The following is a 20,785-nucleotide window of genomic DNA, read 5'->3' as shown; positions in this document are numbered from 1 at the left end:
TCTTCCTCGGAGCTTGGCTGCAGACGTGAGTGAACGGCGGAAAAATCAGCAGGCGCAGGCGCTGCAGGAAGCGATCCACGCGCTGCGCGCGCGGCAGTTCGCGCGCGCCGAGCAGATTGCCGCCTCGATCCTGCGCACAGCCAGGACTGATCGCGCCGCGCTGCTCGTCCAGGCCCATGCGTTGCTCGGCCAGCAGCGCGCGAGCGAGGCGATTGCGCCGCTGGAGAAGGCGGCGCTCCGCGGCAGCGATCCGGAGCTCGAGACGCTGCTCGGCGCCGCCTTGTGCGAATCCAGACGTGCCGCCGATGGCATCGCGCAACTGCGCAAGACCGCGGCGCGGCGGCCGCCTTTTCTGCCAGCGTTCCAGGAGCTGGCGGGGCGGCTTGCAAAGTCGGGACAGCTCGGTGAAGCCATCGCCGTGATCGAGGAGGCGCTGACGCTGTCACCCGACAGCGTCGACCTCCAGCTCGATCTCGGACGCCTCCGTCTCCAGGCCAATGACCGCGTCCGTGCCCGCACGCACCTGCTGGCAGCGCGCGAGGCAGCGCCGGGGCGGCCCGACATCCTGATCGAGCTCGCCTGGGTGCAGTTCCTCGACGGCGACTATGCAGAGGCCGCCGGTACCTACCGCCATGCGCTAGGCCTGCGGCCCGACGACACCCAGACCCGCGCCAATCTCGCGATGTGCCTCGCCGAGATGGGGGATCGCGATGGCGCGCAGGCGGCGCTGCGCACGGTGGTGCGCGGCCGGCCGCATCTGCTGACACGCGCGGCCTACACGCTCGCGGTCACCTCGCACGGCCGCTTCTTCTTCCGTCCGAGCGATGCCGCCAGATTCCTGCAGATCGACGGCGCTGCGACAGCTAAGCCCTGAACCGCTTGCGATAGACGCCGGTCTCGCGCTTCAGCGCGTCGCGCACCACGTGGATCTCGGCGATTTCCTCTTCGGTGAAGGCCGAGGTCTGCATCGCCCACGTCTGCCGCTTCACCGGAATGCATTGCGCGACCGGCGTACCCCTCGGGATCACGCCGCGAAACGCCGTGTCATGCCAGTGCGCCGGGAAGTGCACGAACGAGTCGTGAAAGCGGTCGCTGTCGACCAGTCCGGTCACGGTGGTGAAGGGCAGGTCGAAGCGGTTGATGGGATGCGTGAACAGCAATGCCCAGCCCTCCGGCGCCTCGATCGTCCAGAGATTGTGAAACTTGAGCAGGAAGCGGTCGGTCTCGAACAGCGGCGAGCCCGCGACCTGCGCGACGTCGTGGAAGCTGATCGGCGAGCGCGGAAAATCGATCGCGCCGCCCGGCGGCAGCTCGTTGTCCCAACTGATCCCGCCATCCTCGACCTTGAGGTCGCAGATCAGCGGAATGAGGAAGCCCGTCGTCATCGCGTCGATGAAGGGCGGGCAGCGCTTGACGGTCTGCTCCTCGGCCTGGTTGAGCGCGCTGAACGCGGTGGCCGGCATCGTCTTGATCCAGTCGGGAACGCCCATCGGCGCCGGCACCGGCTGCGGAATGAGGCGTTCGAGCTCCTTCGGACAGCGGAATTTCAGCGTGAGCGGTTCAGTCTCGGACATCGGCGCCGCGGCTCTCCTGTGGACGACGGCAGAGGTCTACGCCTTCGCCGCCGAAAGTCCAACAGGGCAGCCGCCGCTACTTGGTCGACAGCACCTCGCCGAACCGCTCCCACTGCTTGCCGGTGAAGCGCATGAACTGCACCTGCTCGACCGGCAGATGGTCGCTCTCGCTGGTGCTGACCTTGATGCCCGGCAGCAGCATCGGCAGCTCCAGGTCCTTGATCGACAGCGCCTGCCGCAAAATGTTCTCGCGCGACAGATCGTTGCCGGCCGCCTTCAGCACGTGCTCCAGCACCATGCCGTTGTTGTAGCCGTTGACGTAGTTGGAATCGCGGATGTCGCCGTCGGGCACGTATTTCGCCATGTAGTCGCGCCAGCCCTTGACGCCGGGATCGTCGGCCCAGGCCGGATCCAGCGGATCCTTCACATAGGCGGTCGAGATGATGCCTTTGCCGGCCTCGAGGCCCGCCGGCTCCATCACCGAGGACATCCACACCGACACGTTGGTCAGGAAGGTCATCGGCCGCCAGTTGATCTCGAAGGTCTTGCGGATCGCCTGCGCGGCGAATTTCGGCGTCGCGGCAATGATCAGCGCGTCGGCGCCGCTGGATTTCAATTTCACGATCTGCGAGTCGATGGTCGGCTCGGTAGCCTCGTAGCTCGCGACGGTCACGGCCGTGTCGAAGCGCTCGCCGAGCACGTCCTTCAGCCCGGTGAGATAGTCGCGGCCGAAATCGTCGTTCTGCGCGAGGATGGCGAAGGTCGCATCCGGCTTCTGCTGCAGCGCGTAGCGCGCATACATCCGCGCCTCGTTGCGGAACGGCGCCATCACGCCCATTACGGCCTGCGGAAACTGCGCGGCATCGCCGAACTTCGAGGCGCCCGAGGCGACGAACAGCTGCGGCACCTTCTTGCCCTGTAGGTACCTGGCGATCGCGGTGTTGTGCGCGGTGCCCATGGTCGAGAAGATGAACGACACCTCGTCGCTCTCGACCAGCCGTCGCGTCTGCTCCACGGTCTTGGGCGGCACGTAGCTGTCGTCCAGCGAGATCAGGTTGACCTTCCGGCCGTTGATGCCGCCGCGGTCGTTGACCATCTTGAAGTAGGCCACCTCGCCTTTGCCGAGGATGCCGAAGGCGGACACCGGCCCGCTATAGGGCATGGTCTGTCCAATGCGGATCTCGCTGGCGGTGATGCCCGGCTGATCCTCCGCCCGAGCGGGTACGGCGAGGACGGACGCGACGACGAACAATCCTGCCGCTGCGATGGCGCTTCGCATGGATACCTCCCTGATGGGCCGCGCTGCCGGCGGCGTTTTGGCGTTGAGCATAGGGGGATGGCGGAGGCTGTGCAATTAAAATATATTTTTTTGATGAAAGTATACTTTTAGGCTCTGCTAGTGTGAATCGATTGTCCCGCGAGAATGAGTCGATGTCCGGCAGCGCCACCCAGACCGTCTACGAGCAGTTGCGTGCCAGCCTGCTCGCCGGCCTCTATCGTCCGGAGGAGAAGCTGAAGATCAGCGAGCTCGGATCAGCCTTCTCGGTCAGCACCGGGGCGATCCGCGAGGCGTTGGCGCGGCTCACGGCGGAAGGGCTGGTGACGGCGACGCCGCAGCGCGGCTTCCGCGTCGCGCCGGTCTCGGTGGCCGATCTGCGCGACCTGACCGACATGCGCGTCGAGATCGAGACCAAGTGCCTGCGCCGCGCCATCGCCAACGGTGATCTCGCCTGGGAGACCACGGTCGTTGCCGCGCATCACCGTCTGGCCGCGACGCCGATCGCGGCCCATGACGGCAGCTTCTCGCCGGCCTGGATGCTGGCGCATGCCGATTTCCATGCCGCGTTGGCCCAGGCCTGCGGCAGCGCCTGGATGATGCGGGTGCGTGATCTCCTGTTTGCGCATAACGAGCGCTATCTCGATCTCGCCCGCAAGACCGATCGTGGTAACCGCGATGCCGCGCGCGAGCATCGCGAACTGATGGAGGCGGTGCTGGCGCGCGACACCGAGCGCGCGGTGACGCTCATGACGGCGCATCTCGACAAGACCCGGGACACGATCGAGGCGGCGCTGCTCGCAGCGACGGCGATGAATGAGGCGAGATAGGATCGAGTCAGGACGCCGACCGCGAACGTCTTCGACGCGATATGTCCCGAGCCGGACGTCATCAACCGGATGACGGGATATGGCCTGGCGGCTACGGCCACGTCATTCGAGGTGTCGATATACTTTCGCTGGGAAACACCGGATTCTCGTTCTCTCGCCGCGCGTACACGAGATCGCTCTGGCGACACAGCCATCGTGCCCCACGCGTGTAGCGGTCCACCCTTGTCGTCGACATTGTGATCCGTTCAGCGCGAGCAGTTACGAAGATTCAACTTTTTCGAGCGCCGGCGCTCTCCTCACCTCGATGCAAATCCAAATCGGCCATCAGTGTTAAGCGGGCTTCATGCCGGGCTTGCTGTGCATTCAAGGATGCATTCACCACGCGCCGATCTCTCCAAGTTTGGAAACGCCCCGGTAACGCACCGTCCCTCTAGTGACGTCCACTAACGACATTCAGGAGGAGGCATTGATGATTATGATGATTGCGCGGAAGCTGGTTGGTCCCCATGCGCTCAATTCCGGATTCGGTCTGGTGACCATGTTCTCGTTGATGGGCGTGGTCGCTTCTCTCGTGCTGGTCCAGCACGGAGTGAATGTCAGCCCGCCCGCGATGTTCTGATCGGGCAGAAGAAGGTAGCTCGCTCCATCCACCTCTGCCCGCGTAAGGCACGCTATGGCGCCAGCCTGCGCCCCATCGCCGCCCGGGAGTATGGGTCCCGGGTCGGCGCACGGACGTCGCTGTCGCGCTCAGTGAGTTGTAGGGACCGGAGCTCATGGACCTCCGTCCCAACCCCTGCCCGCAACCGGGAGGGGAGGGACCGCTCTCGCCGCAAGAGATCAGTCCCACGAGGCCCGTGGCTTCGTCGTGACGAAGGTGCGCAGCCTCACATCCTCACAGCGTCTTCAGATATTCGATGAGGTCCCAGCGCTCGTCCTCCGAGAACGCACCGCCAATGATGCCGTTCGGATAGTCCTTGTTGGGCTTCGTCGGACCTTCGAAGGAATGGCCGAGCGTGCTGTTGCCCTTGATCGGCTTGCCGCTGGAATCCTTGGCCATGAACAGCGTCTGTCCGACCTTGCACGCGCTCTCGCCGCCCTTCGGCACGGCGAAGCCGACCGGCTTCGGGTCATAGTCGCGCGCGCCCTGGCAGAACGAGGTCGGCCGCTCGGCGGCCGGCGTCAGCAGCCAGTACAGCGACGGTACTGAGCCGTTGTGCAGATAGGGCGCAGTCGACCAGACGCCGTTGAGCGGGCGGGCGCGATAGGACTTGCCGGCCGGGTTGGGACAGTTCTTGCGGTCGCCCCACAGCGCGGCGCGCTCGGCCTCGCCGATGTTGCGGTCCTCCATCCATTTGTCGCTCGCCTTCTGCACGACGGCCATCAGCGCCAGCGCGTAGGGCATGTCGGTGGTCGAGCCCTGCGGCAGGTTGCAGCCCTTCAGATCCTTGGCCGGATCGACCTCGAGGAATCCTGCCACCTTGACCTTGCGGTTGGCGAGAATGCTCGCCTGTCCGGGGTCGGTCTGCATCGCGTCGACCGGCTTCTGCACGAGGTCGAGGATCGGACCCTTGGCATTCCAGCCCTTGCTCTCCCAATCCTCGGCGGGCTTGATCTTCCAGAAGCTCTTGTCCGGATAGGTCTTGTCGAACACGGGGTCGGCGACCGGCCCGAGATGGCACTCGACGCAAACAGCGGCATAGAGCTTCCGGCCGCGTTCGACGCGTGCCGGATCGATCTTCCAGGCGTCGTCGCCTGCGAACAGCTTCTCCGGCCATTTCGGCGAGGTCAGCCCGCCGAACGCGGGCGTCGTCGTCGCGAACGGATCGGGACCGCGCAGCATGTTCTCGATGTAGAGCAGGTTATCGATCGCCATCGACGACCGCCACAGCCTGTCACTCGCGGTCTCCGGCGAGAAGTTGATCTGTGCGGAGACGCCGAGCGCCTCGCCGGCATTGCGGATCAGGGGCTGTGCGATCGATCCGTCATATTGCGCCCAGGAGAACCACGGCACGGTCCAGATCGGCGGATAGGACACCGGCGCGTCGATGGCCTCCTGGTTGCCGAGCATGTTCGGCAGCCCGCTCGATGCCATGTCGAGATAGAACACCTGGTTGCCGATGCGGTTGAGGGCATCGAGCCGGCCGAAGCCTTCCTCCGTTTCGGTCTGGCCCTTGGCCTCGATCGTGGTCTTGTAGTTCTTGGCCTGCATGTTGAGCGCGAAATCGGTCGCGGCCTTCAAGCCCTTCTTCAGGGTCTCGCGATCGGCGTCGGAGGCGTTCGGCCCGAGCACGCGATCGGCAAAGCGGGAGAAGCGGCCGGGCACGTATTGCGTGAAGATCATCGCAAAGCCCATGGCTTCTTCCAGCTTGCGTAGGTCGGCCATCCCGGGGCCGCCGTCGAAGCGCACGCTGACGCCCTTGTAGTGGATGCTGCCGGCGTGGCACGCCGCGCAGGTCAGGCCGATCTTGTCGGACTGCGCGGCGCCGGTGGCGGGATCGGTCGCGCCAGTGAGCCGGGCAAAGCCGACTGGCAGGCCGCCTTCGTTGCCGGCCGGGGTCGGCTTCAGGCCGGACGGCAGCGGCGCTGCCGGCTCGGTCTTGGCAGCCGTGGCGGCGTAGCCGAACGGCCGGAGCGCGTTGGGGTCGCCGTCGACGCTCTTCGGGCTCGGGATGAAGCCGAAACGTTCGAGATAGGCGCTGTCGGAGATCAGGCCGGGCGAGCCGAACGGCGTCAGATAAGGCTGCTCCATCGCCATGAACCAGGCGTAGGGAATCGGAAAGGTCGCGGTGCCCTGCGTCACGTGGTGAAACCAGTGCCGGTCCTGCGTGGTCCAGCCCTGATCGAGCCAATAGGCCGCCCTGGTCGGCTCGGTCTCGGGCAAAGCGGGCGGAATGAACGCCGCGGCCTTCTTCGGCAGAACCTTGCCGAGCTTGTCGCTGACGGCGTCGGGCGCGGCCACCCAGGCGAGCAACACGGCGGCGCCGGCCAGCACTGCCGTGCCGACGAGTGCCTTGCCGATGCGCCAGACGATGTTCGCGGGCTTGGGCTTGGCTGTCAGCCGTGCGGCGATACGCTGCGGCAGGCGGCGGTCGACGAACAGCGTGCGGACCTCGGCAACGGACAGATAGCGGCCGTCGCCCTCGCCCTTGCCGAGGATGTTCAGCAGCACTGGCCATTCGCCCTGCATCAGAATGGGGAAGTACCAGCGCGCCCGATCGCCGTCGCGCGTCAGATTGGCCTTCATGAAGGTCTGGATCTGCGCCTCGTTGAGGCCGCGCTCGGTGCCCCCATTGGGATCGGGATAGTCGCTGCCGAAGCTCGCGAACCGGTCGATCTCCTCGGGATGGACCTTGGCCTCGGCGTCGAGGATGCGCGATCCGCCGCCATGCTTGTCGAGCGGACCGTTGCGCAACTGGTCGAGATCGGCGCCGGACCACAGGCTCTTCAGGAGCCGCAGCGGCGACAGGCCGTTCGCGATCAGGGCGACGCCGAAGGTCTCGATGCCGACAAGCCGTTTCTTGAAGCCGGTCTCGCCGCTCGCCGCCTCGACCCGGTCGCCGATGGTCTTCAGGGGGACGCTGTGGCCGTCGACGAAACCGCCGGCGACGAGCGCGCGCAGGAAGGGACACGGGTTATCGGACGAGACCGGAAGCTGTCCGGGCAGGGCGTCACGGACGCGGGCGCTGTCTTCTTGCATCGAAGAACATCCTTGGAAAGCACCTGAGTGATGAAAACGAAATCACGCCAACAAACGAGGGCGGCGCCGAATTGCGCCGAGGAACGGGCGGAGCCCCGCCATCTGAACGTTACAATGCAATCGTCAATGATTGGCGTAACCCGCCCAAGTGTCAACCTCAAGTCGCGATCGCGCTACTCGCCCGCGAATTTCGCCTTGGTGTCCACCAGGGTGAGCTTGGTCAGCGGCACGCCGGCCCTGGTGAGGCCGTCGCGATAATGCGCGATGTCGGCCGGATTGCGCCAGCGGATGTTGCTCAGGAGGCGCTCGATCGTCATCCACGGATGCTGGCTCAAAAGCGCCGCGACGGCCTCGCCGGCTTCGACCGAGCGTCCGAGCTGCGCCAACGCGGCGGCGCGGATGGCGAGGCACTGCAGATGGTTCGGGTTCTGATAGTGCGACTCCCGCGCCCAGGACAGCGAGGCGTCGTACTGGCCGAGCATGTAGTGGCTGAACGCGCTCAGCACCGACCATTGATAGCGCGGATCGCTGTTGCCACGCTGGGCCGCGACCGAGAACAGCTCGATCGCCTGGCGGTGCTCGCCGGCGACGAGATGGCAGACGCCGAGCACGCCGCGCGCACCCATGTCGTAGGGATTGAGCTGCAGCGACTTGCGTGCCGCTTCCATCCCGGCTTCCACCCGACCCTGCATGGCATGGACATAGGCCAGCAGCGAATACGAGAAGGACGAGCGGGAATCGAGCCGGACGCCGGCCTCGGCGAGCGCCATTGCCTCGTCCCACAGCTCCCGCGAATTCCTGATCCAGCCGAAATGGATGCCCTGCAGCAGGATGGTGCCGAGATAGGTGTGGGCGATGGCGAGACCGGGGTCGATCCTGATCGCCTCGCGGAACAGCGAAATCGAGCTCTCGTAGTCGGCCTTGGTCGGCTGGTAGTAGTGCGACAGCCCGCGCAGGAAGCGGTCCCACGCCGTGAGGTCGGTGGTCTTGGACCGCACCGGCACCGCCGCCTCGGCACGGTAGATCTCGGGGATCAGCGCGGTGCACAGATTGGCGGTAATGTCGTCCTGCACGGCGAACAGGTCGCCGATGTCGCGGTCGTAGCGGCCGGCCCACAGCTGCTCGCCGTTCTCCGGCGCGACCAGCTCGGCGGTCACCCTGATCTTGTCGCCGGAGCGGCGCACCGAGCCCTGGATCAGATAGGTCGCATCGATCTCGCGCGCGATCAGGCGGGCGCTCATGCCGGCATGCTTGAAGGCGAAGGTGGAGTTGCGGCTGAGCACGCGGAAGAAGGACTGCAGCGACAGCGCGTGGATGAGGTCTTCCGCCAGGCCGTCCGAGAAATATTCGTCGGTCTCGCCGCTGAGATTGGCGAACGGCAGCACGCCGACGATGGCGGTCCGGTATTGCGCCGGCAGGGTCGTGGCGGACCGCTGCTCGCGGCTCTTCTCCGGCGAGGACGGATCCCAGGTCCAGACGTTGATGGTGTCTTCGATGTTCTTGAAGCGGAACGGCCCGCGGTCGACGAAGGTGACCGTGAGGTGCTTGCTGGCTTCCTGGTAGGCCTTGTGGGAGACGGCAATTCCGCCGGGCGGTGCTGCGGCTTCAAGTCGCACAGCAGTGTTGACGCCGTCGCCGAATACCTCGTCCTCGTCGAAGATGACGTCGCCCATGTTGAGGCCGAGGCGAAACTGCATCACCCGGTCGGCCGGCAAATGAGCATTGCGCTCGGCCATCAGCTTCTGCACCTCGACCGAGGCCGCGATGGCGCCGACGACGCTCGGAAATTCCAGGAGAAATCCGTCCCCTGTGTATTTCACGATGCGGCCGCCGTGATTGAGGATGATCGGGTGGATGGCGCCGCGATGCGCCTTGAACGCGGCATGGGTTCCCGCCTCGTCGGCGCCCATCATCCGCGAGTAACCGACCACATCGGCACAGACAATCGCGGCCAGCCGTCTCTCCATTCCGTCTTTGCTCCTACTCAGGGCGATACCACGGCAACAGCAGTCGAATCCAATCAATTTGCGGAAGCAATGTGTAGGCCATGTGGCGGGCCGACGACATGCGGCCCGATTGGCTCACGTCAGCCCGGCCCTGATCAGTCCGTCGCGGTAGTGGTCGATGTCGTCCCGGCGTTTCCACCGGATGTTCTTGATGTGGCGATCCAGCGTGAGCCAGGGATATTGCGCGCGCAGCGCGTCGACGGCGTCGCTCGCCTGGTCCGTCGCACCAAGTTGCGCCAGGGTTGCCGCGCGGATCGTCAGCGCCTGCAGATGGTTCGGGTAGAGAAACAGCTCCTCGCGGGCCCACGACAACGCGGCCTCATAACGGCCGAGCAGGTAGTGGCTGTAGGCGTTCAGCGCCGGCCATTGATAGCGCGGATCGCTGTTGCCGCGCTGGGCCGCGATCGAGAACAGATCGATGGCCTGCTGGTGCTCGCCGTTGACCATGTGGCAGAGCCCGAGCACGCCGCGCGCGCCCATGTCGTAGGCATTGAGCTCGGTCGCCTTGCGCGCCGCCTTCATGCCGTCCTCATGGGCGCCCTGCATGGCCTGCACGAAGGCCAGGATCGCATAGGCGAAGGAGGAGCGCGCGTCGAGCCGCACGCTGTCCAGCGCCAGGTTCTTCGCCTCGTCCCAGAGCTCGCGCGAGCCCTTGATCCAGCCGAAATTGATGCCCTGCATCAGAATGGTCGCGAGATAAGCGTGCGCGAGGCCGAGCGTGGGATCGAGCGCAATGGCTTGCCGAAACAGCGAGATGGAGATCTCGTAGTCGGCCTTGGTCGGTCGGTAGTAGTGCGACAGACCGCGCAGGAAGCGGTCCCAGGCGGTCGGGTCGGTCGCCGGCGCACGGACCGGAATCGAGGCTTCGACACGATAGATCTCCGGCATCAGCGCCGCGCACAGGCTGGTGGTGATCTCGTCCTGCATCGCGAACAGATCACCGACGTCGCCGTCATAGCGACCGGTCCACAATTGAGCGCCGGTCTCGGGCGCGATCAGCTCCGCCGTCACGCGGAGCTTGTGACCAGAGCGCCGCACCGTTCCCTGAATCAGGTAGGTCGCATCGATCTCGCGTGCGACCAGGCGGGGATTGAGGCCGCGGTCCCTGAAGCGAAACGTCGAGGTGCGGCTCAGGACACGGAAGAACGATTGCAGCGACAGCGCATGGATCAGGTCGTCCGCGAGCCCGTCGGCGAGATACTCGTCGGCGCCGTCGGAGAGGTTGACGAATGGCAGCACGCCGACGATCGCCGTGCGATATTGCGGCGGCAGGCCGGTGACGCTCGTCCCGGCCCGGATCGCCGCCTCGCTGCCGGGCTCCCATGTCCACGCCTGCACCGGCTCCTGCAGGTTCTTGAACTGGAAGCTTCCGGCGCTAGTCAGCTCGATGGGGAGTTGCGGGCCGGCCTCCTCATACGCCTTGGCCGAGACAGCAACACCGCCCGGGACGGCGATCGATTCGAGATTGATGGCGACATTGATGCCGTCGCCGAAGGCCTCGCCGTCGTCGATCGTGAACTCACCCTTATGAATTCCGAGCCGGAAGCGCATGTTGCGGTCGGCCGGCAGATCGGCGTTGCGCTCCGCCATCAGGGACTGCATCTCGACCCCGAACTGGATGGCGCTGGCGGCGTTGGCGAATTCCAGCAAAAAGCCATCGCCGGTGTGTTTGACGATGCGGCCGGCGTGATTGAGAATGATCGGGTGGATGGCGCCGCGATGAGCCTTGAAGGCGGCGTGCGTGCCGTCTTCGTCGATTCCCATCATGCGTGAATAGCCGGCGACGTCGGCGCAAAGGATGGCAGCGAGGCGTCTTTCCATCACATCGTGCTCCCGCCTCGCGCATACCACGACCGAGGCGGCCGAATCCAACGCTTTTCCGGACCCTATCGCGGCACCTTTGCCATGCGGCCCCGCGCCGGCCTCTGCGGTGCGAGACAGCAATGCCGAGGCCAGGTAGATGATTAGACCGGTATCGTTAGGAAATGTTCAATCATGCTCGGCATTCACGATCTGCCTTTGTTTCTCGTCTCCGGGCTGCTGCTCAACGTCACGCCGGGTCCCGACACCGCCTACATCGTTGGCCGCAGCGCGCAGATCGGCTGGCGCGGCGGGGCCGCTGCCGCTTTCGGCATCAGCACGGGGTGCCTCGTTCACGTGTTCGGAAGCGCGATCGGGCTGTCGGCGCTGCTCACGGCCTCCGCCGCGGCCTTCGCGGCGGTGAAATGGGCCGGTGCGGCCTATCTGGTCTATCTCGGCATCACGCAGCTTCTGGCGCGACGGCCGGACACCGCCAGGGCCAGTGATGCGACGTCGATGCCGGCGGTGACGCTCCGCCAGGTGTTCTGGCAGGGCGCGCTCACCAACATTCTCAATCCGAAGGTCGCGATGTTCTTTCTCGCCTTCCTGCCGCAATTCGTCGCAGCCGATGCGCCGCACAAGGCGCTCGCCTTCCTGCTGCTCGGCACGATCTTCATCGTCAACAGCACGATCTGGTGCCTCGGCGTCGCCGTCGTCGCGGCCCGGGCTGCGCGCCGCGTGCGCGGCTCGTCCGCCGCGCTGCTCTGGCTCAACCGCGCGATCGGCGGGCTGCTGATCTATCTCGGCATCCGGATCGCGATGCTCGAGGCGCGCTGACCTACCAGAGCAACTCGACGACCGCCGTGCCGGCGAGATACAGGCCGAGCAGGATCATGGCGATCAGGAACACACGGCGGAACGCTTCGGCCGGCAGTCGGGATCGCGCCGCCTGGCCCGCGAACATGCCGACAAAGGCGCAGGCCATGGCGACCGCGCCGGGCAGGGCGGTGGCCGTGCTGAGCAGGCCGGAGCTCGTCAGGTTGAACGCCAACGTGACGGTGGCGACCGTGAAGAACACGCCGAGCGCCTGGACCAGCTCGTCCTTCTCCAGCCCGATCGCCTGCATGTACGGCACCGAGGGCACGACCTGCACGCCGGTGGCGGCCGAGATCAGCCCGGTGACGAGGCCGACGATGCCGCCGACCCATTTCTCGTGCGGGGGCGCGACCTTGAAGGCGAACTTGGTGAGGCCGAGCAGGGCATAGAGCATCAGCAGCACGCCGAGCGCGACGTTGCCCCAGCGCGTCGAGGCATGGCTGAGCGCGCCGGCGTTGAGGCAGATACCGATCGCGGTGCCCAGCATCAGCGGCCAGAGGCGCCTGGCGATATCGCGCAGATAAGGGCCGGCGAAGGTCTGCCAGATGTTGGTGATCACTGCCGGCACGATGACGATGGCGAGCGCCCGGCCGGGCGGCATGGCGACCGCGAGCAGCCCGACCGAGATGGTCGGCAGGCCGAGGCCGAGCGCGCCCTTAACGAAGCCGGCCAAGGTGAGCGCCAGGGCGATGAAGATGAGGATGGGGTCGATCATGGTCGTCACATTGACCAGACCGCGCTGGCGGCACAATGTGGAGGTTACGGAGCAAGCCTTCGTCCAGGACTGAGGCAGGATGACCATGCGTTTCGATCTGGTCGATCTCAGGCTTTTCATTGCCGTGGCCGAGGCCCGCAGCATCACCGGCGGCGCCGACCGGGCGCATCTGGCGCTGGCCTCGGCGAGCGCGCGGATCAAGGGTCTGGAGGACGCGTTCGGCGTCGAGCTGTTCAAGCGCGGCCGGCGTGGCGTGGATCTGACCGCGGCGGGCGAGAGCCTGCTCGACCACGCCCGCATCATCATGGCCAATGTCGAGGCCATGCAAGGCGAGCTTTCGGGCTTCGCGTCCGGCCGCCGCGCCAATGTGCAGCTGCTCGCCAACACGGTCGGCCTCGCCGAGCATCTGCCCAAGGCGCTGGCCGCCTTCCTGCGCGAGCATCCCGACATCAACGTCGACGTCGAGGAGCGCGAAAGCACCGAGATCGCCGAGGCGATCGCGTCCGGCAGAGCGGATCTCGGCTTTGCGGCGGAGCATGCGTTGCCCGAGACGATCGAGCGCTTCGCCTTCGGCGAGGACCGGCTGATCCTGGTCGCCGGGCGGCGCAGCCCGTTCGCAGCCCGCCGGCAGATCGACTTCAGCGAGACCGCGGGGGAGGATTTCATCGGCCTCACGCAGGGGACGGCGCTCAACGTCCATATCGGCCGGCACGCCGCGCGGCTCGGCATCCGCCAGCACGTGCGGGCCAGGCTGCGCGATTTCGACGCGATCTGCCAGATGGTGGCGGCCGGGATCGGCATTGCCGTCGTGCCGGAAGCGGCGGCGCGGCGTTGCGCGCGGTCGATGCCGATCAGCCTCGTCGCGCTGCGCGATGCCTGGGCCGATCGCCGGCTCGTGATCTGCGCCCGCAGCTTCAAGGCGCTGCCGCGTCCCGCGAAGCTGCTCGTCGAGCATTTGCGCCGGGCCGCTGCATGAGGTGTCCGACGACAGGCCGGACGTCTCCGTTCAGCTCGAGGCGGAGCCAGGCCGGTGGAGGCGGGCTCAGCCCGCTGCCAGCCGCTTCAGCGCCGCTTCATGGACGCGCTTGTCGCCGGCGGCGACGATCCGGCCGCCGTTCTGCGCCGGGCCGCCTTCCCAATCGGTGACGATGCCGCCGGCGCCGTTGATGATCGGGATCAGGGCGGCGATGTCGTAGGGCTTGAGCTCGGTCTCGATGACGAGATCGAGATGGCCGGCGGCCAGCATGCAATAGGAGTAGCAGTCGCCGCCATAGCGCGACAGCCGGGTCTCGGCCTCGACCCGGCCAAAGGTGGCGCGATCGGCCTCGTTCATCAACAATGGGCTCGTCGTATAGCACACCGCGTCCGCGAGACGCTCGCAGCGCCGGACCGAGAGCCGGCGCTCGCCCCCGCCGTTCTTGTAGTTGGCGGAGCCGTTGTCGCCGGCGAAGCGCTCGCCGATGAAAGGCTGGTGCATCATGCCGAACACCGGCGTGCCCTTGTGCAGCAACGCGATCAGCGTGCCCCAGGTCGGAAAACCGGCGATGAAGGACTTCGTGCCGTCGATCGGATCGAGCACCCAGACGTAATCGGCGTCCTCGCGCTCATTGCCGAACTCCTCGCCGACGATGCCGTGCTGAGGAAAGTTCGCCTTGATCAGGCGGCGCATCACCGCCTCGGCGGCGCGGTCGGCCTCCGTCACCGGATCGAAATCGTGCCGGCTGCTCTTGTTGTCGACCAGCAGCGAGGTCCGGAAGAACGGCAGGATGGTTTCGCCCGACGCGGTCGCCAGACGACCGATGAAGGCGGAGAAATCGATGACCGTCACAACGCGTCCTTGGGTGAGGGAATCGGGTGGCAATGAGCGGCTATGCCTAGCTCAAAGCGGTCCGGCGTGCATCCGGATATGGAACGCTGGCGTGGCATCTTGGATACCGTTTGGTGTCCGGCCCGCTGGCCGGGCGCGATTGATCCGTCGCTGGCCTCTCATGTGAAAGTGAAAGTGAAACCCGCGGTCCCTCTCGGGTCGTTTGGAATCTCCAATCAAGCCATTGACATCTATGATGAAAAGGAGAGGGCTGGGTCGCGCTGAACGCAACCCGGCCTATGTTTTTTTGCATGGAGAAGGGCGGAAAAACCCTTGCGCTTTGTGCAGCGCGATTGCATATTGTTGCGGTGCGGTAGCGCTTCGCGTTATCGCTGCCCTCCTTGGGCGTTTCCTCCCTAGACTTGGGCCGCTTGTCATTCAAGCGGCCCTTTTTTTTGTGCCGACGCCACCCGCCGAAATCCCTCGTACCGAAAGCGCAGCCGCTCTATTCCGCCGCCGCCTGGAACGGCCCGAGGTCGCCGAGCGGCACCGTCGCCAGCACCTCGGCGAGCACGGCGAGATCGGAAGCGACCTGCGCGAAACGCGGTCCGCGCTCCCTGCGGCGCTCGTCCATGTAGACCGCGCGATTGAGCTCGATCTGGATCGCATGCAGGCCCGTGGCCGGATTGCCGTAATGCTCGGTGATGAAGCCGCCGGCATAGGGCTTGTTGCGGCCGACGGAATAGCCGAGCCGGCCGAGCACGTCCTCGACCAGGTCCGGCAGCAGCGACGCGCAGCTCGTGCCGTAGCGGTCGCCAATCACCATGTCGGGCCGGCGCGGCTCGTCGCGCGAGACGCCGACCGACGGCATCGAATGACAGTCGACCAGGACGACCGTGCCGAACTGCTGGTGCACGCGGTTGATCAGCCGGCGCAGCGCGCGGTGATACGGCTTGTACAGCGTCTCGATGCGGTGCAGCGCCTCGTCGACGCTCAGCCGGTCGCGATAGATCTCCTGGCCGTCGCCGACCACGCGCGGGATCGTGCCGAGGCCGCCGGCCACCCGCATCGAGCGGGTGTTGGCAAAGCTCGGCAGCCGCCCGGTGAACATCCGCGGATCGAGCTCATAGGGCTCGCGATTGACGTCGACATAGCAGCGCGGGAAATGCACCCGGACCACCGGAAACCCGCGCGACAGGAGGTCGCCGATCAATTCGTCCATGAACGAATCTTCGGAGCGCCTGAGCGACGGCAGATCGATGCGCGAGGCCTGGAGGAAATCGTCGGGGTAGGCCGATCCGGAGTGAGGGGAATTGAAGATGATGGGCGCGCGCCATTCGGTCGGCTCCATGATCTCGAACGGCGGCAATTCGCCATCAAAGTCCGTCATCTCTGGGCGCCGTCCCCTTGGTCACGTGCGTCGATGTCACGTCCGTTGATGCGCCGGTATCCTCCGGCCGATTCGCGCTGGACAACGCAGGCACTGCTCTTGCCAACGCACATCTTCGATAATCCGAGCCGTTCTGCCAAGCGAAAAGCAATGAAAAAGTTCACCCGCCGTTTGGAACAACTCTGAGCTGGCGTGCTGTTTCGGTCGAAGACCGCACCTTCAGCCCTCAAATTGCCTTGCCGATGTCGGATCAAAAGGCGCAATCTTTCACCCGAAATTTACCGCCCGTCAGGCTTAGTGGCGGCAACGCTCCGCCTCTCACCCGGACCAGACAACCCCTCGCCATGCACAAAATCCTGCTCGCCGAAGACGACAACGACATGCGCCGCTTCCTGGTCAAGGCATTGGAAAATGCCGGGTTCCAGGTCTCGCCCCACGACAATGGCATGTCGGCCTACCAGCGGCTGCGCGAGGAGCCGTTCGAGATGCTGCTCACCGACATCGTGATGCCGGAGATGGACGGCATCGAGCTGGCGCGCCGCGCCTCCGAGCTCGATCCGGACATCAAGATCATGTTCATCACCGGCTTCGCCGCGGTCGCGCTGAACTCCGATTCGGAGGCGCCCAAGAACGCCAAGGTGCTGTCCAAGCCGGTGCACCTCCGCGAGCTCGTCAGCGAGGTCAACAAGATGCTGGCGGCCTGAGCCGCCGGGGACGGACGTCCGGAACTGGCGGATTATTCCCAATTTCGGCATTTTGCGTCCTTGCCTGCCTGCGTGGGAGCCGATATAGGGACGCCCACCCGAACGGACTTCTGGACTAGGGCACGTAGCTCAGCGGGAGAGCACTACCTTGACATGGTAGGGGTCACAGGTTCGATCCCTGTCGTGCCCACCATCGGCCGATCCGGCCGGTGACCCAACCTCGGTCCATTCCCCGACCTTCGAAGAACCAGGCACCGAGATCCAGGCGCTGACATTGTCGGCGCGTGCGATTTTCCGGTGCACGGAGGCGCACCTGCGCCGAACGCGAGGCCTGCAGAGCGGCATGCCGATGGACGGTCCGGTGCTGGCCGATTTGGCGAACTTGACGTTGTCGACATGATCAAAGGACATGGCTTCGCTGTCTCGCGGCGCGCTGTCGCGTCCGAGGCTTGCTGATCGATCGCCCTCTTCGAGAAGAGGGCGCGGGGAATGCCGGGCGCTGGCCGCACCCATGGCCCGCCTGCAGAAAAAAAGCAGGCGGCAGTCACCACAGGTTCAGCCGAGAACACCCGGCATTCCCCGCGCGATGGTTTTGACGGCTGCTTCGCGATCTCCCCGGTGCGCCGGGCTTTCTGGCCACCGTATCGCACAACGTGCTTGCGCACGTTGCGCTGGACATCAGCATCGGGATGCCAGGACCACGCGACTTGACCGTGCGCATCAACGTCGTTCGTCGGCGCGGCTCAGCCACGCTGCAACATCGACACGCCCACCGCATCCCGCCTCGACGTTCGTGACGACCGCGAAGCGCCCCTCTTGTGAGACGGGACGGACGAGAGGAAAGCACGATTTCTGGAAAAAAGAAACAGAAATCTTCTTGCTCGAATGGCCGGCGAGGGCGATGTGTTTGAACCGGCGCGCGAAATGAGTTTTTCGGCGCATGCGGTTGGGGCCGCAATCGACCTCGAGCCCGCGGGGATGAGCCGGCACATCGCGCCTCGTGCAGGCTGCTTGCGCGGCAGCGATTTGCCCGGCGGGCCGGGCCACTCGATCTTTCGCCGACGGGTCGTGAGTTCGAAGAGACTGGCCGACGGCCGAACGGACCATTCACCGCGCTGCCTTCAAACCATCGGCGACTTCATCGATCGATGGTCCTGAGGCCGAAAAGCAAGCAGGCTGACGAGAGCGAGCCCCCAAACGCCAACCCCACCGTAAAGCATCACCCATCCAAAGCCTTGGACAAGCGCCTGATGGACGAGCGACTCCGACAGCTCTGGAACGGAAACAAGACTTCCTGCGGCGATCCTCTCGGCGAAGAAGCGCAGATGCGCGGCGTCCAATGAATCCGGCAGCGCATTTTTGAGGTGTGCCAGCACGCCGCTGATCAAGATGAAACCCATCACCGCGATATTGATCGCCAGTGAGATCATCCGGGCGCTCATGTCGATGCCGGACGCCATACCGGCACGATCGCTCGAAACCGCACCCGTTGTCGTATTGGTAACAGGGGTGTTGGTCAGGCCGAGGCCGATCCCGGCGAACAGCGACCCGGGCAGCATCGTCAGCCAGCTTGCCTGCGCGGCGGCGCTACCAAATTTCATCAGAATGAAGCCCAGACCGATCATGAACAGGCCAACGGGAATGACGAAACCGGGCTGATAGCGTAGCGAAAGCCGCTCCGCCAGCGGCGGCACGACGAGCGTCGGAAGGGTGTAGGCAAGCAATGCGAGACCAGCAGAGACACTGTCGTAGCCGAGGCCCGCCTGAAACCAGATCGGCAAATAGATCATGAAGGGCCAGAAGCTGAAGTTCATCGCGGCCGAGCCGATGATTGCGCCGGAAAAAGCGCGGATGCGGAATACCGAGAAGTCGAACATCGGTCGCGGGCTGAACTTTTCGGCGATGATGAAAGCGATGAAGCTCGCGATCGCAACGCCAATGACTCCCAGGGCGGTCGGGCTGGTGAAGCCAAGATCCGGTCCCTGCGTGATGAAGAAAGCGAGACAGAAGACCGACAACGACAGTGTGATGATGCCCGCAACGTCGAGACTGCCGGCCTCAGAGTCCTTCGATTCCTGAACGCCGCTGAGGGTGAGCATCAGTGTCAGGATCGCAAACGCGACATGGACGAAGAACACCCACTCCCAGCTCGAGACCGCGACGATCGCGCCGCCGATGATCGGACCGAAGCCGAGACCAATGCCGAAGATGATCCCCCACCAGCCGAAGGCGATGGCGCGCTGCCGTCCTTCCTGGAATTGATGAGAAAGGATGGCGATCTGACAGATCAGCATCGCGCCGCCGCTCAGGCCCTGGAGAAATCGGGTACCGATCAGCACCGAGACGTTTTCGGTCACGCCGCAGACAAGCGACGTCACGCCGAACGCCGCGATAGAGACCATGAAGATGCGCTTGCGCCCATAGCGGTCGGCCAGCGTCCCAGTCGCCATCAGAACGGTCGTCACCGCGATCGTATAGGCGTTCATGATCCATTGGAGTTGCTTGAAATCGGCGCGCAGCACCTGCTCCAGCGTCGGCAGGATTGCGGGGATGCTGGAAATCTCCAGGCCGAACATGAGGGACGAGAGGCAGGCGGCGGCCAAGGCGATTGTACTTCGGCGTGTCAGTGCAGGGGTCATGATTCGGCCTTCCGACGTTGTGGTCGGCAATGGTGAAATCCAGCGGTGATGAGAGGCGGCGCAACTCGGTTCGCGTGTTGCGGTGGGACGCAACATAGTCGGGACTTGACCATTCCAGAACTGGATGGTTGGATATTTCAAAGACAGCAAATTTGGATAGATGGGATGACCATACTGGACGTAGATGCCGTCCAGGCCTTCGTGACGATCGCCGATCAGCAGAGCTTCACACGGGCGGCGGAGGTGCTTGGCACCACCCAGGGCGCGATCAGCGTAAAGCTGAAACGGCTTGAAGACCGGCTCGGCCAGAAACTGATCGAACGGACGCCGCGGTTGGTCCGGCTGTCGGCGCAGGGCGCGGTGTTCCTTGAATCGGCGCGCGACTTTCTTGCCGCCCATGACCGCGCCGTCGCGGGGCTATCCTCGACTCGTCGTCGGTTTGCGCTCGGCATTGCCAGCCATGTGGCGGGATCGGAGATTCCGACGCTGCTGGCGCGGTTGAACGCACACGACCCGGCGCTCACCATCGAAGTGCGGCTCGACAATTCGCGCAACCTGCTGGACGCTTTCGACCGTGGCGAAATCGATGCGGCGATTATCCGCAGGGAGGACGACCGGCGTGACGGCGAGGTGCTTGCGCCGGAACACTTCGGCTGGTTTGCATCTCCGGACTTCGTGCATCGAGCAGGCGAGCCGCTGCGTTTGGCCGCGTTGTCGCCATCCTGCGGAGTCCGTGACATCGCCACCCGCGCGCTCGACGCTGCGGGAATAGCCTGGACGGAGGTTTTCCTCGGCGGCGGTTCCTCCGTGGTGTCCGACGCGGTTTCGGCCGGCTTGGCCACCGCCGTATTCTCGTGCCGGCTCGCGCCGGCCGGCACGGTCGAGGTTAGCCGGCGGTTCGGACTGCCCTCGCTTCCCTCGTCCGAAATCATTCTTCTCTCGACACTCTCGGACGCCAAATCCCGCGAAGCGCTTAGAACCCTCGCGACTGCGTTTCGCGAGCACCGTCCACCCTCGGCGTAAATTTCGCTTGTCGTCGTCGATCACTCCCCGTCGAGTCGCCCAGGCCGACATCGGCGCTTTGCCCTGCGTGCGGATGACTGGAAGCCGTTCAGCAGACCGCTGACGTCAGACCACATCGATGGTGGGAAACCGCGCGTCGCCCGCGATGCAATCCCAGGCGAACAGGCGCGCGCGGTCGAGCCGGACCGCCGGTGCCATGGCGGAGGTTCGAGCCCTTGGTCAGCGGCCCGGCGGCCCAGGTGAAGCGTCCGCCGTCCAGGAGCAGCGCGTCGAGCGCCTTCGGCACGAACGCGGCCACATCAGCCTGCTGAGCCGGCGTCAGCCAATCCCATCCGAGCAACAGCGGGATGACGTTGCCGGCAAAGCCATGCACGGGTCCGAGAATGCGGTCCTTGGCGCCGCCATACAGATCATGGGTCCAGAGCGGGCCCTGCGGGGGTGTCCTCCA

At 65.3% G+C, this 20,785-nt stretch carries 18 protein-coding genes and 1 tRNA gene; 8 read left to right on the top strand and 11 right to left on the bottom strand.

All coding sequences use genetic code 11. From position 1 onward, the window contains the following. Positions 1-25 precede the first annotated feature (25 nt). Positions 26-874 (top strand): tetratricopeptide repeat protein, encoded by an 849-nt coding sequence (locus QX132_RS07475; protein WP_315736474.1) that lies wholly within the window; start codon positions 26-28, stop codon positions 872-874. On the opposite strand, the gene QX132_RS07470 is transcribed toward QX132_RS07475, so the two are convergent. Both QX132_RS07470 and QX132_RS07465 read right to left on the bottom strand, forming a co-directional pair. Continuing rightward, positions 864-1,574, bottom strand: a complete 711-nt coding sequence (locus QX132_RS07470; protein WP_315795948.1) for a hypothetical protein — start codon at positions 1,572-1,574, stop codon at positions 864-866. The genes QX132_RS07475 and QX132_RS07470 overlap by 11 nt on opposite strands. Positions 1,575-1,650: 76 nt before the next feature. Further along, on the bottom strand, positions 1,651-2,853 hold the full coding sequence (locus QX132_RS07465) for an ABC transporter substrate-binding protein (RefSeq protein ID WP_315795950.1): 1,203 nt from the start codon (positions 2,851-2,853) through the stop codon (positions 1,651-1,653). 152 nt (positions 2,854-3,005) lie between these two features. Between QX132_RS07465 and QX132_RS07460 the strand changes: the two genes are divergently transcribed. Both QX132_RS07460 and QX132_RS07455 read left to right on the top strand, forming a co-directional pair. Continuing rightward, complete coding sequence (locus QX132_RS07460) at positions 3,006-3,680, top strand: GntR family transcriptional regulator (protein WP_316160603.1); 675 nt, start codon at positions 3,006-3,008, stop codon at positions 3,678-3,680. A 469-nt stretch (positions 3,681-4,149) separates the two neighbouring features. Then, positions 4,150-4,299, top strand: a complete 150-nt coding sequence (locus tag QX132_RS07455; RefSeq protein ID WP_315736478.1) for a hypothetical protein — start codon at positions 4,150-4,152, stop codon at positions 4,297-4,299. A 273-nt stretch (positions 4,300-4,572) separates the two neighbouring features. On the opposite strand, the gene QX132_RS07450 is transcribed toward QX132_RS07455, so the two are convergent. From QX132_RS07450 to QX132_RS07440, 3 genes are all read right to left on the bottom strand, one after another. After that, complete coding sequence (locus tag QX132_RS07450) at positions 4,573-7,377, bottom strand: di-heme-cytochrome C peroxidase (protein ID WP_316160602.1); 2,805 nt, start codon at positions 7,375-7,377, stop codon at positions 4,573-4,575. A gap of 173 nt (positions 7,378-7,550) precedes the next feature. Continuing rightward, positions 7,551-9,344: an adenylate/guanylate cyclase domain-containing protein gene (locus QX132_RS07445; protein ID WP_316160600.1), complete on the bottom strand. Its 1,794-nt coding sequence runs from the start codon at positions 9,342-9,344 to the stop codon at positions 7,551-7,553. Positions 9,345-9,458: 114 nt separating this feature from the next. Further along, the gene (locus tag QX132_RS07440; RefSeq protein ID WP_316160599.1) at positions 9,459-11,204 is read right to left on the bottom strand and encodes an adenylate/guanylate cyclase domain-containing protein; all 1,746 of its coding nucleotides are present in this window, start codon (positions 11,202-11,204) and stop codon (positions 9,459-9,461) included. A gap of 174 nt (positions 11,205-11,378) precedes the next feature. On the opposite strand from QX132_RS07440, the gene QX132_RS07435 reads away from it, so the two are divergent. Next, positions 11,379-12,020 (top strand): LysE family translocator, encoded by a 642-nt coding sequence (locus QX132_RS07435; protein WP_315795955.1) that lies wholly within the window; start codon positions 11,379-11,381, stop codon positions 12,018-12,020. 1 nt (position 12,021) lies between these two features. Here the strand turns inward: QX132_RS07435 and QX132_RS07430 are convergent, their stop codons facing one another. Beyond that, positions 12,022-12,774 carry a sulfite exporter TauE/SafE family protein gene (locus QX132_RS07430; RefSeq protein ID WP_315759390.1) on the bottom strand — a complete coding sequence of 251 codons (753 nt, stop codon included), beginning with the start codon at positions 12,772-12,774 and terminating at the stop codon, positions 12,022-12,024. An 85-nt stretch (positions 12,775-12,859) separates the two neighbouring features. Here QX132_RS07430 and QX132_RS07425 point away from each other — a divergent pair, with 85 nt between their 5' ends. After that, positions 12,860-13,750 carry a LysR substrate-binding domain-containing protein gene (locus QX132_RS07425; protein WP_315737053.1) on the top strand — a complete coding sequence of 297 codons (891 nt, stop codon included), beginning with the start codon at positions 12,860-12,862 and terminating at the stop codon, positions 13,748-13,750. A gap of 66 nt (positions 13,751-13,816) precedes the next feature. Here the strand turns inward: QX132_RS07425 and hisN are convergent, their stop codons facing one another. Together hisN and QX132_RS07415 are read right to left on the bottom strand one after the other, a co-directional pair. Continuing rightward, positions 13,817-14,602, bottom strand: coding sequence for a histidinol-phosphatase (gene hisN / locus QX132_RS07420; RefSeq protein WP_315795959.1), 786 nt, complete (start codon positions 14,600-14,602; stop codon positions 13,817-13,819). A gap of 484 nt (positions 14,603-15,086) precedes the next feature. After that, positions 15,087-15,971 carry an N-formylglutamate amidohydrolase gene (locus QX132_RS07415; protein ID WP_315736485.1) on the bottom strand — a complete coding sequence of 295 codons (885 nt, stop codon included), beginning with the start codon at positions 15,969-15,971 and terminating at the stop codon, positions 15,087-15,089. Positions 15,972-16,315: 344 nt separating this feature from the next. Between QX132_RS07415 and cpdR the strand changes: the two genes are divergently transcribed. Continuing rightward, positions 16,316-16,675: a cell cycle two-component system response regulator CpdR gene (cpdR, locus tag QX132_RS07410; protein WP_006610087.1), complete on the top strand. Its 360-nt coding sequence runs from the start codon at positions 16,316-16,318 to the stop codon at positions 16,673-16,675. A 118-nt stretch (positions 16,676-16,793) separates the two neighbouring features. After that, positions 16,794-16,868 (top strand) — tRNA-Val (locus QX132_RS07405). Between the two features lie 527 nt (positions 16,869-17,395). Here QX132_RS07405 and QX132_RS07400 read toward each other — a convergent pair. Then, positions 17,396-17,782: a hypothetical protein gene (locus QX132_RS07400; protein ID WP_315736486.1), complete on the bottom strand. Its 387-nt coding sequence runs from the start codon at positions 17,780-17,782 to the stop codon at positions 17,396-17,398. A gap of 14 nt (positions 17,783-17,796) precedes the next feature. After that, a complete protein-coding gene (locus QX132_RS07395) occupies positions 17,797-19,314 on the bottom strand; it encodes an MFS transporter (protein ID WP_315777902.1) in 1,518 nt (505 codons plus the stop codon). Between the two features lie 165 nt (positions 19,315-19,479). On the opposite strand from QX132_RS07395, the gene QX132_RS07390 reads away from it, so the two are divergent. Then, the gene (locus QX132_RS07390) at positions 19,480-20,337 is read left to right on the top strand and encodes a LysR family transcriptional regulator (RefSeq protein ID WP_316160597.1); all 858 of its coding nucleotides are present in this window, start codon (positions 19,480-19,482) and stop codon (positions 20,335-20,337) included. Positions 20,338-20,425: 88 nt separating this feature from the next. Here the strand turns inward: QX132_RS07390 and QX132_RS07385 are convergent, their stop codons facing one another. Beyond that, complete coding sequence (locus tag QX132_RS07385; protein ID WP_316160595.1) at positions 20,426-20,710, bottom strand: hypothetical protein; 285 nt, start codon at positions 20,708-20,710, stop codon at positions 20,426-20,428. Positions 20,711-20,785 lie beyond the last annotated feature (75 nt).

The organism is Bradyrhizobium sp. SZCCHNRI20481, from assembly GCF_032485055.1.
GTDB lineage: Bacteria > Pseudomonadota > Alphaproteobacteria > Rhizobiales > Xanthobacteraceae > Bradyrhizobium.
The sequence above is the reverse complement of the archived record's forward strand: the minus strand, read 5'-3'. Positions and strand labels throughout refer to the sequence as shown.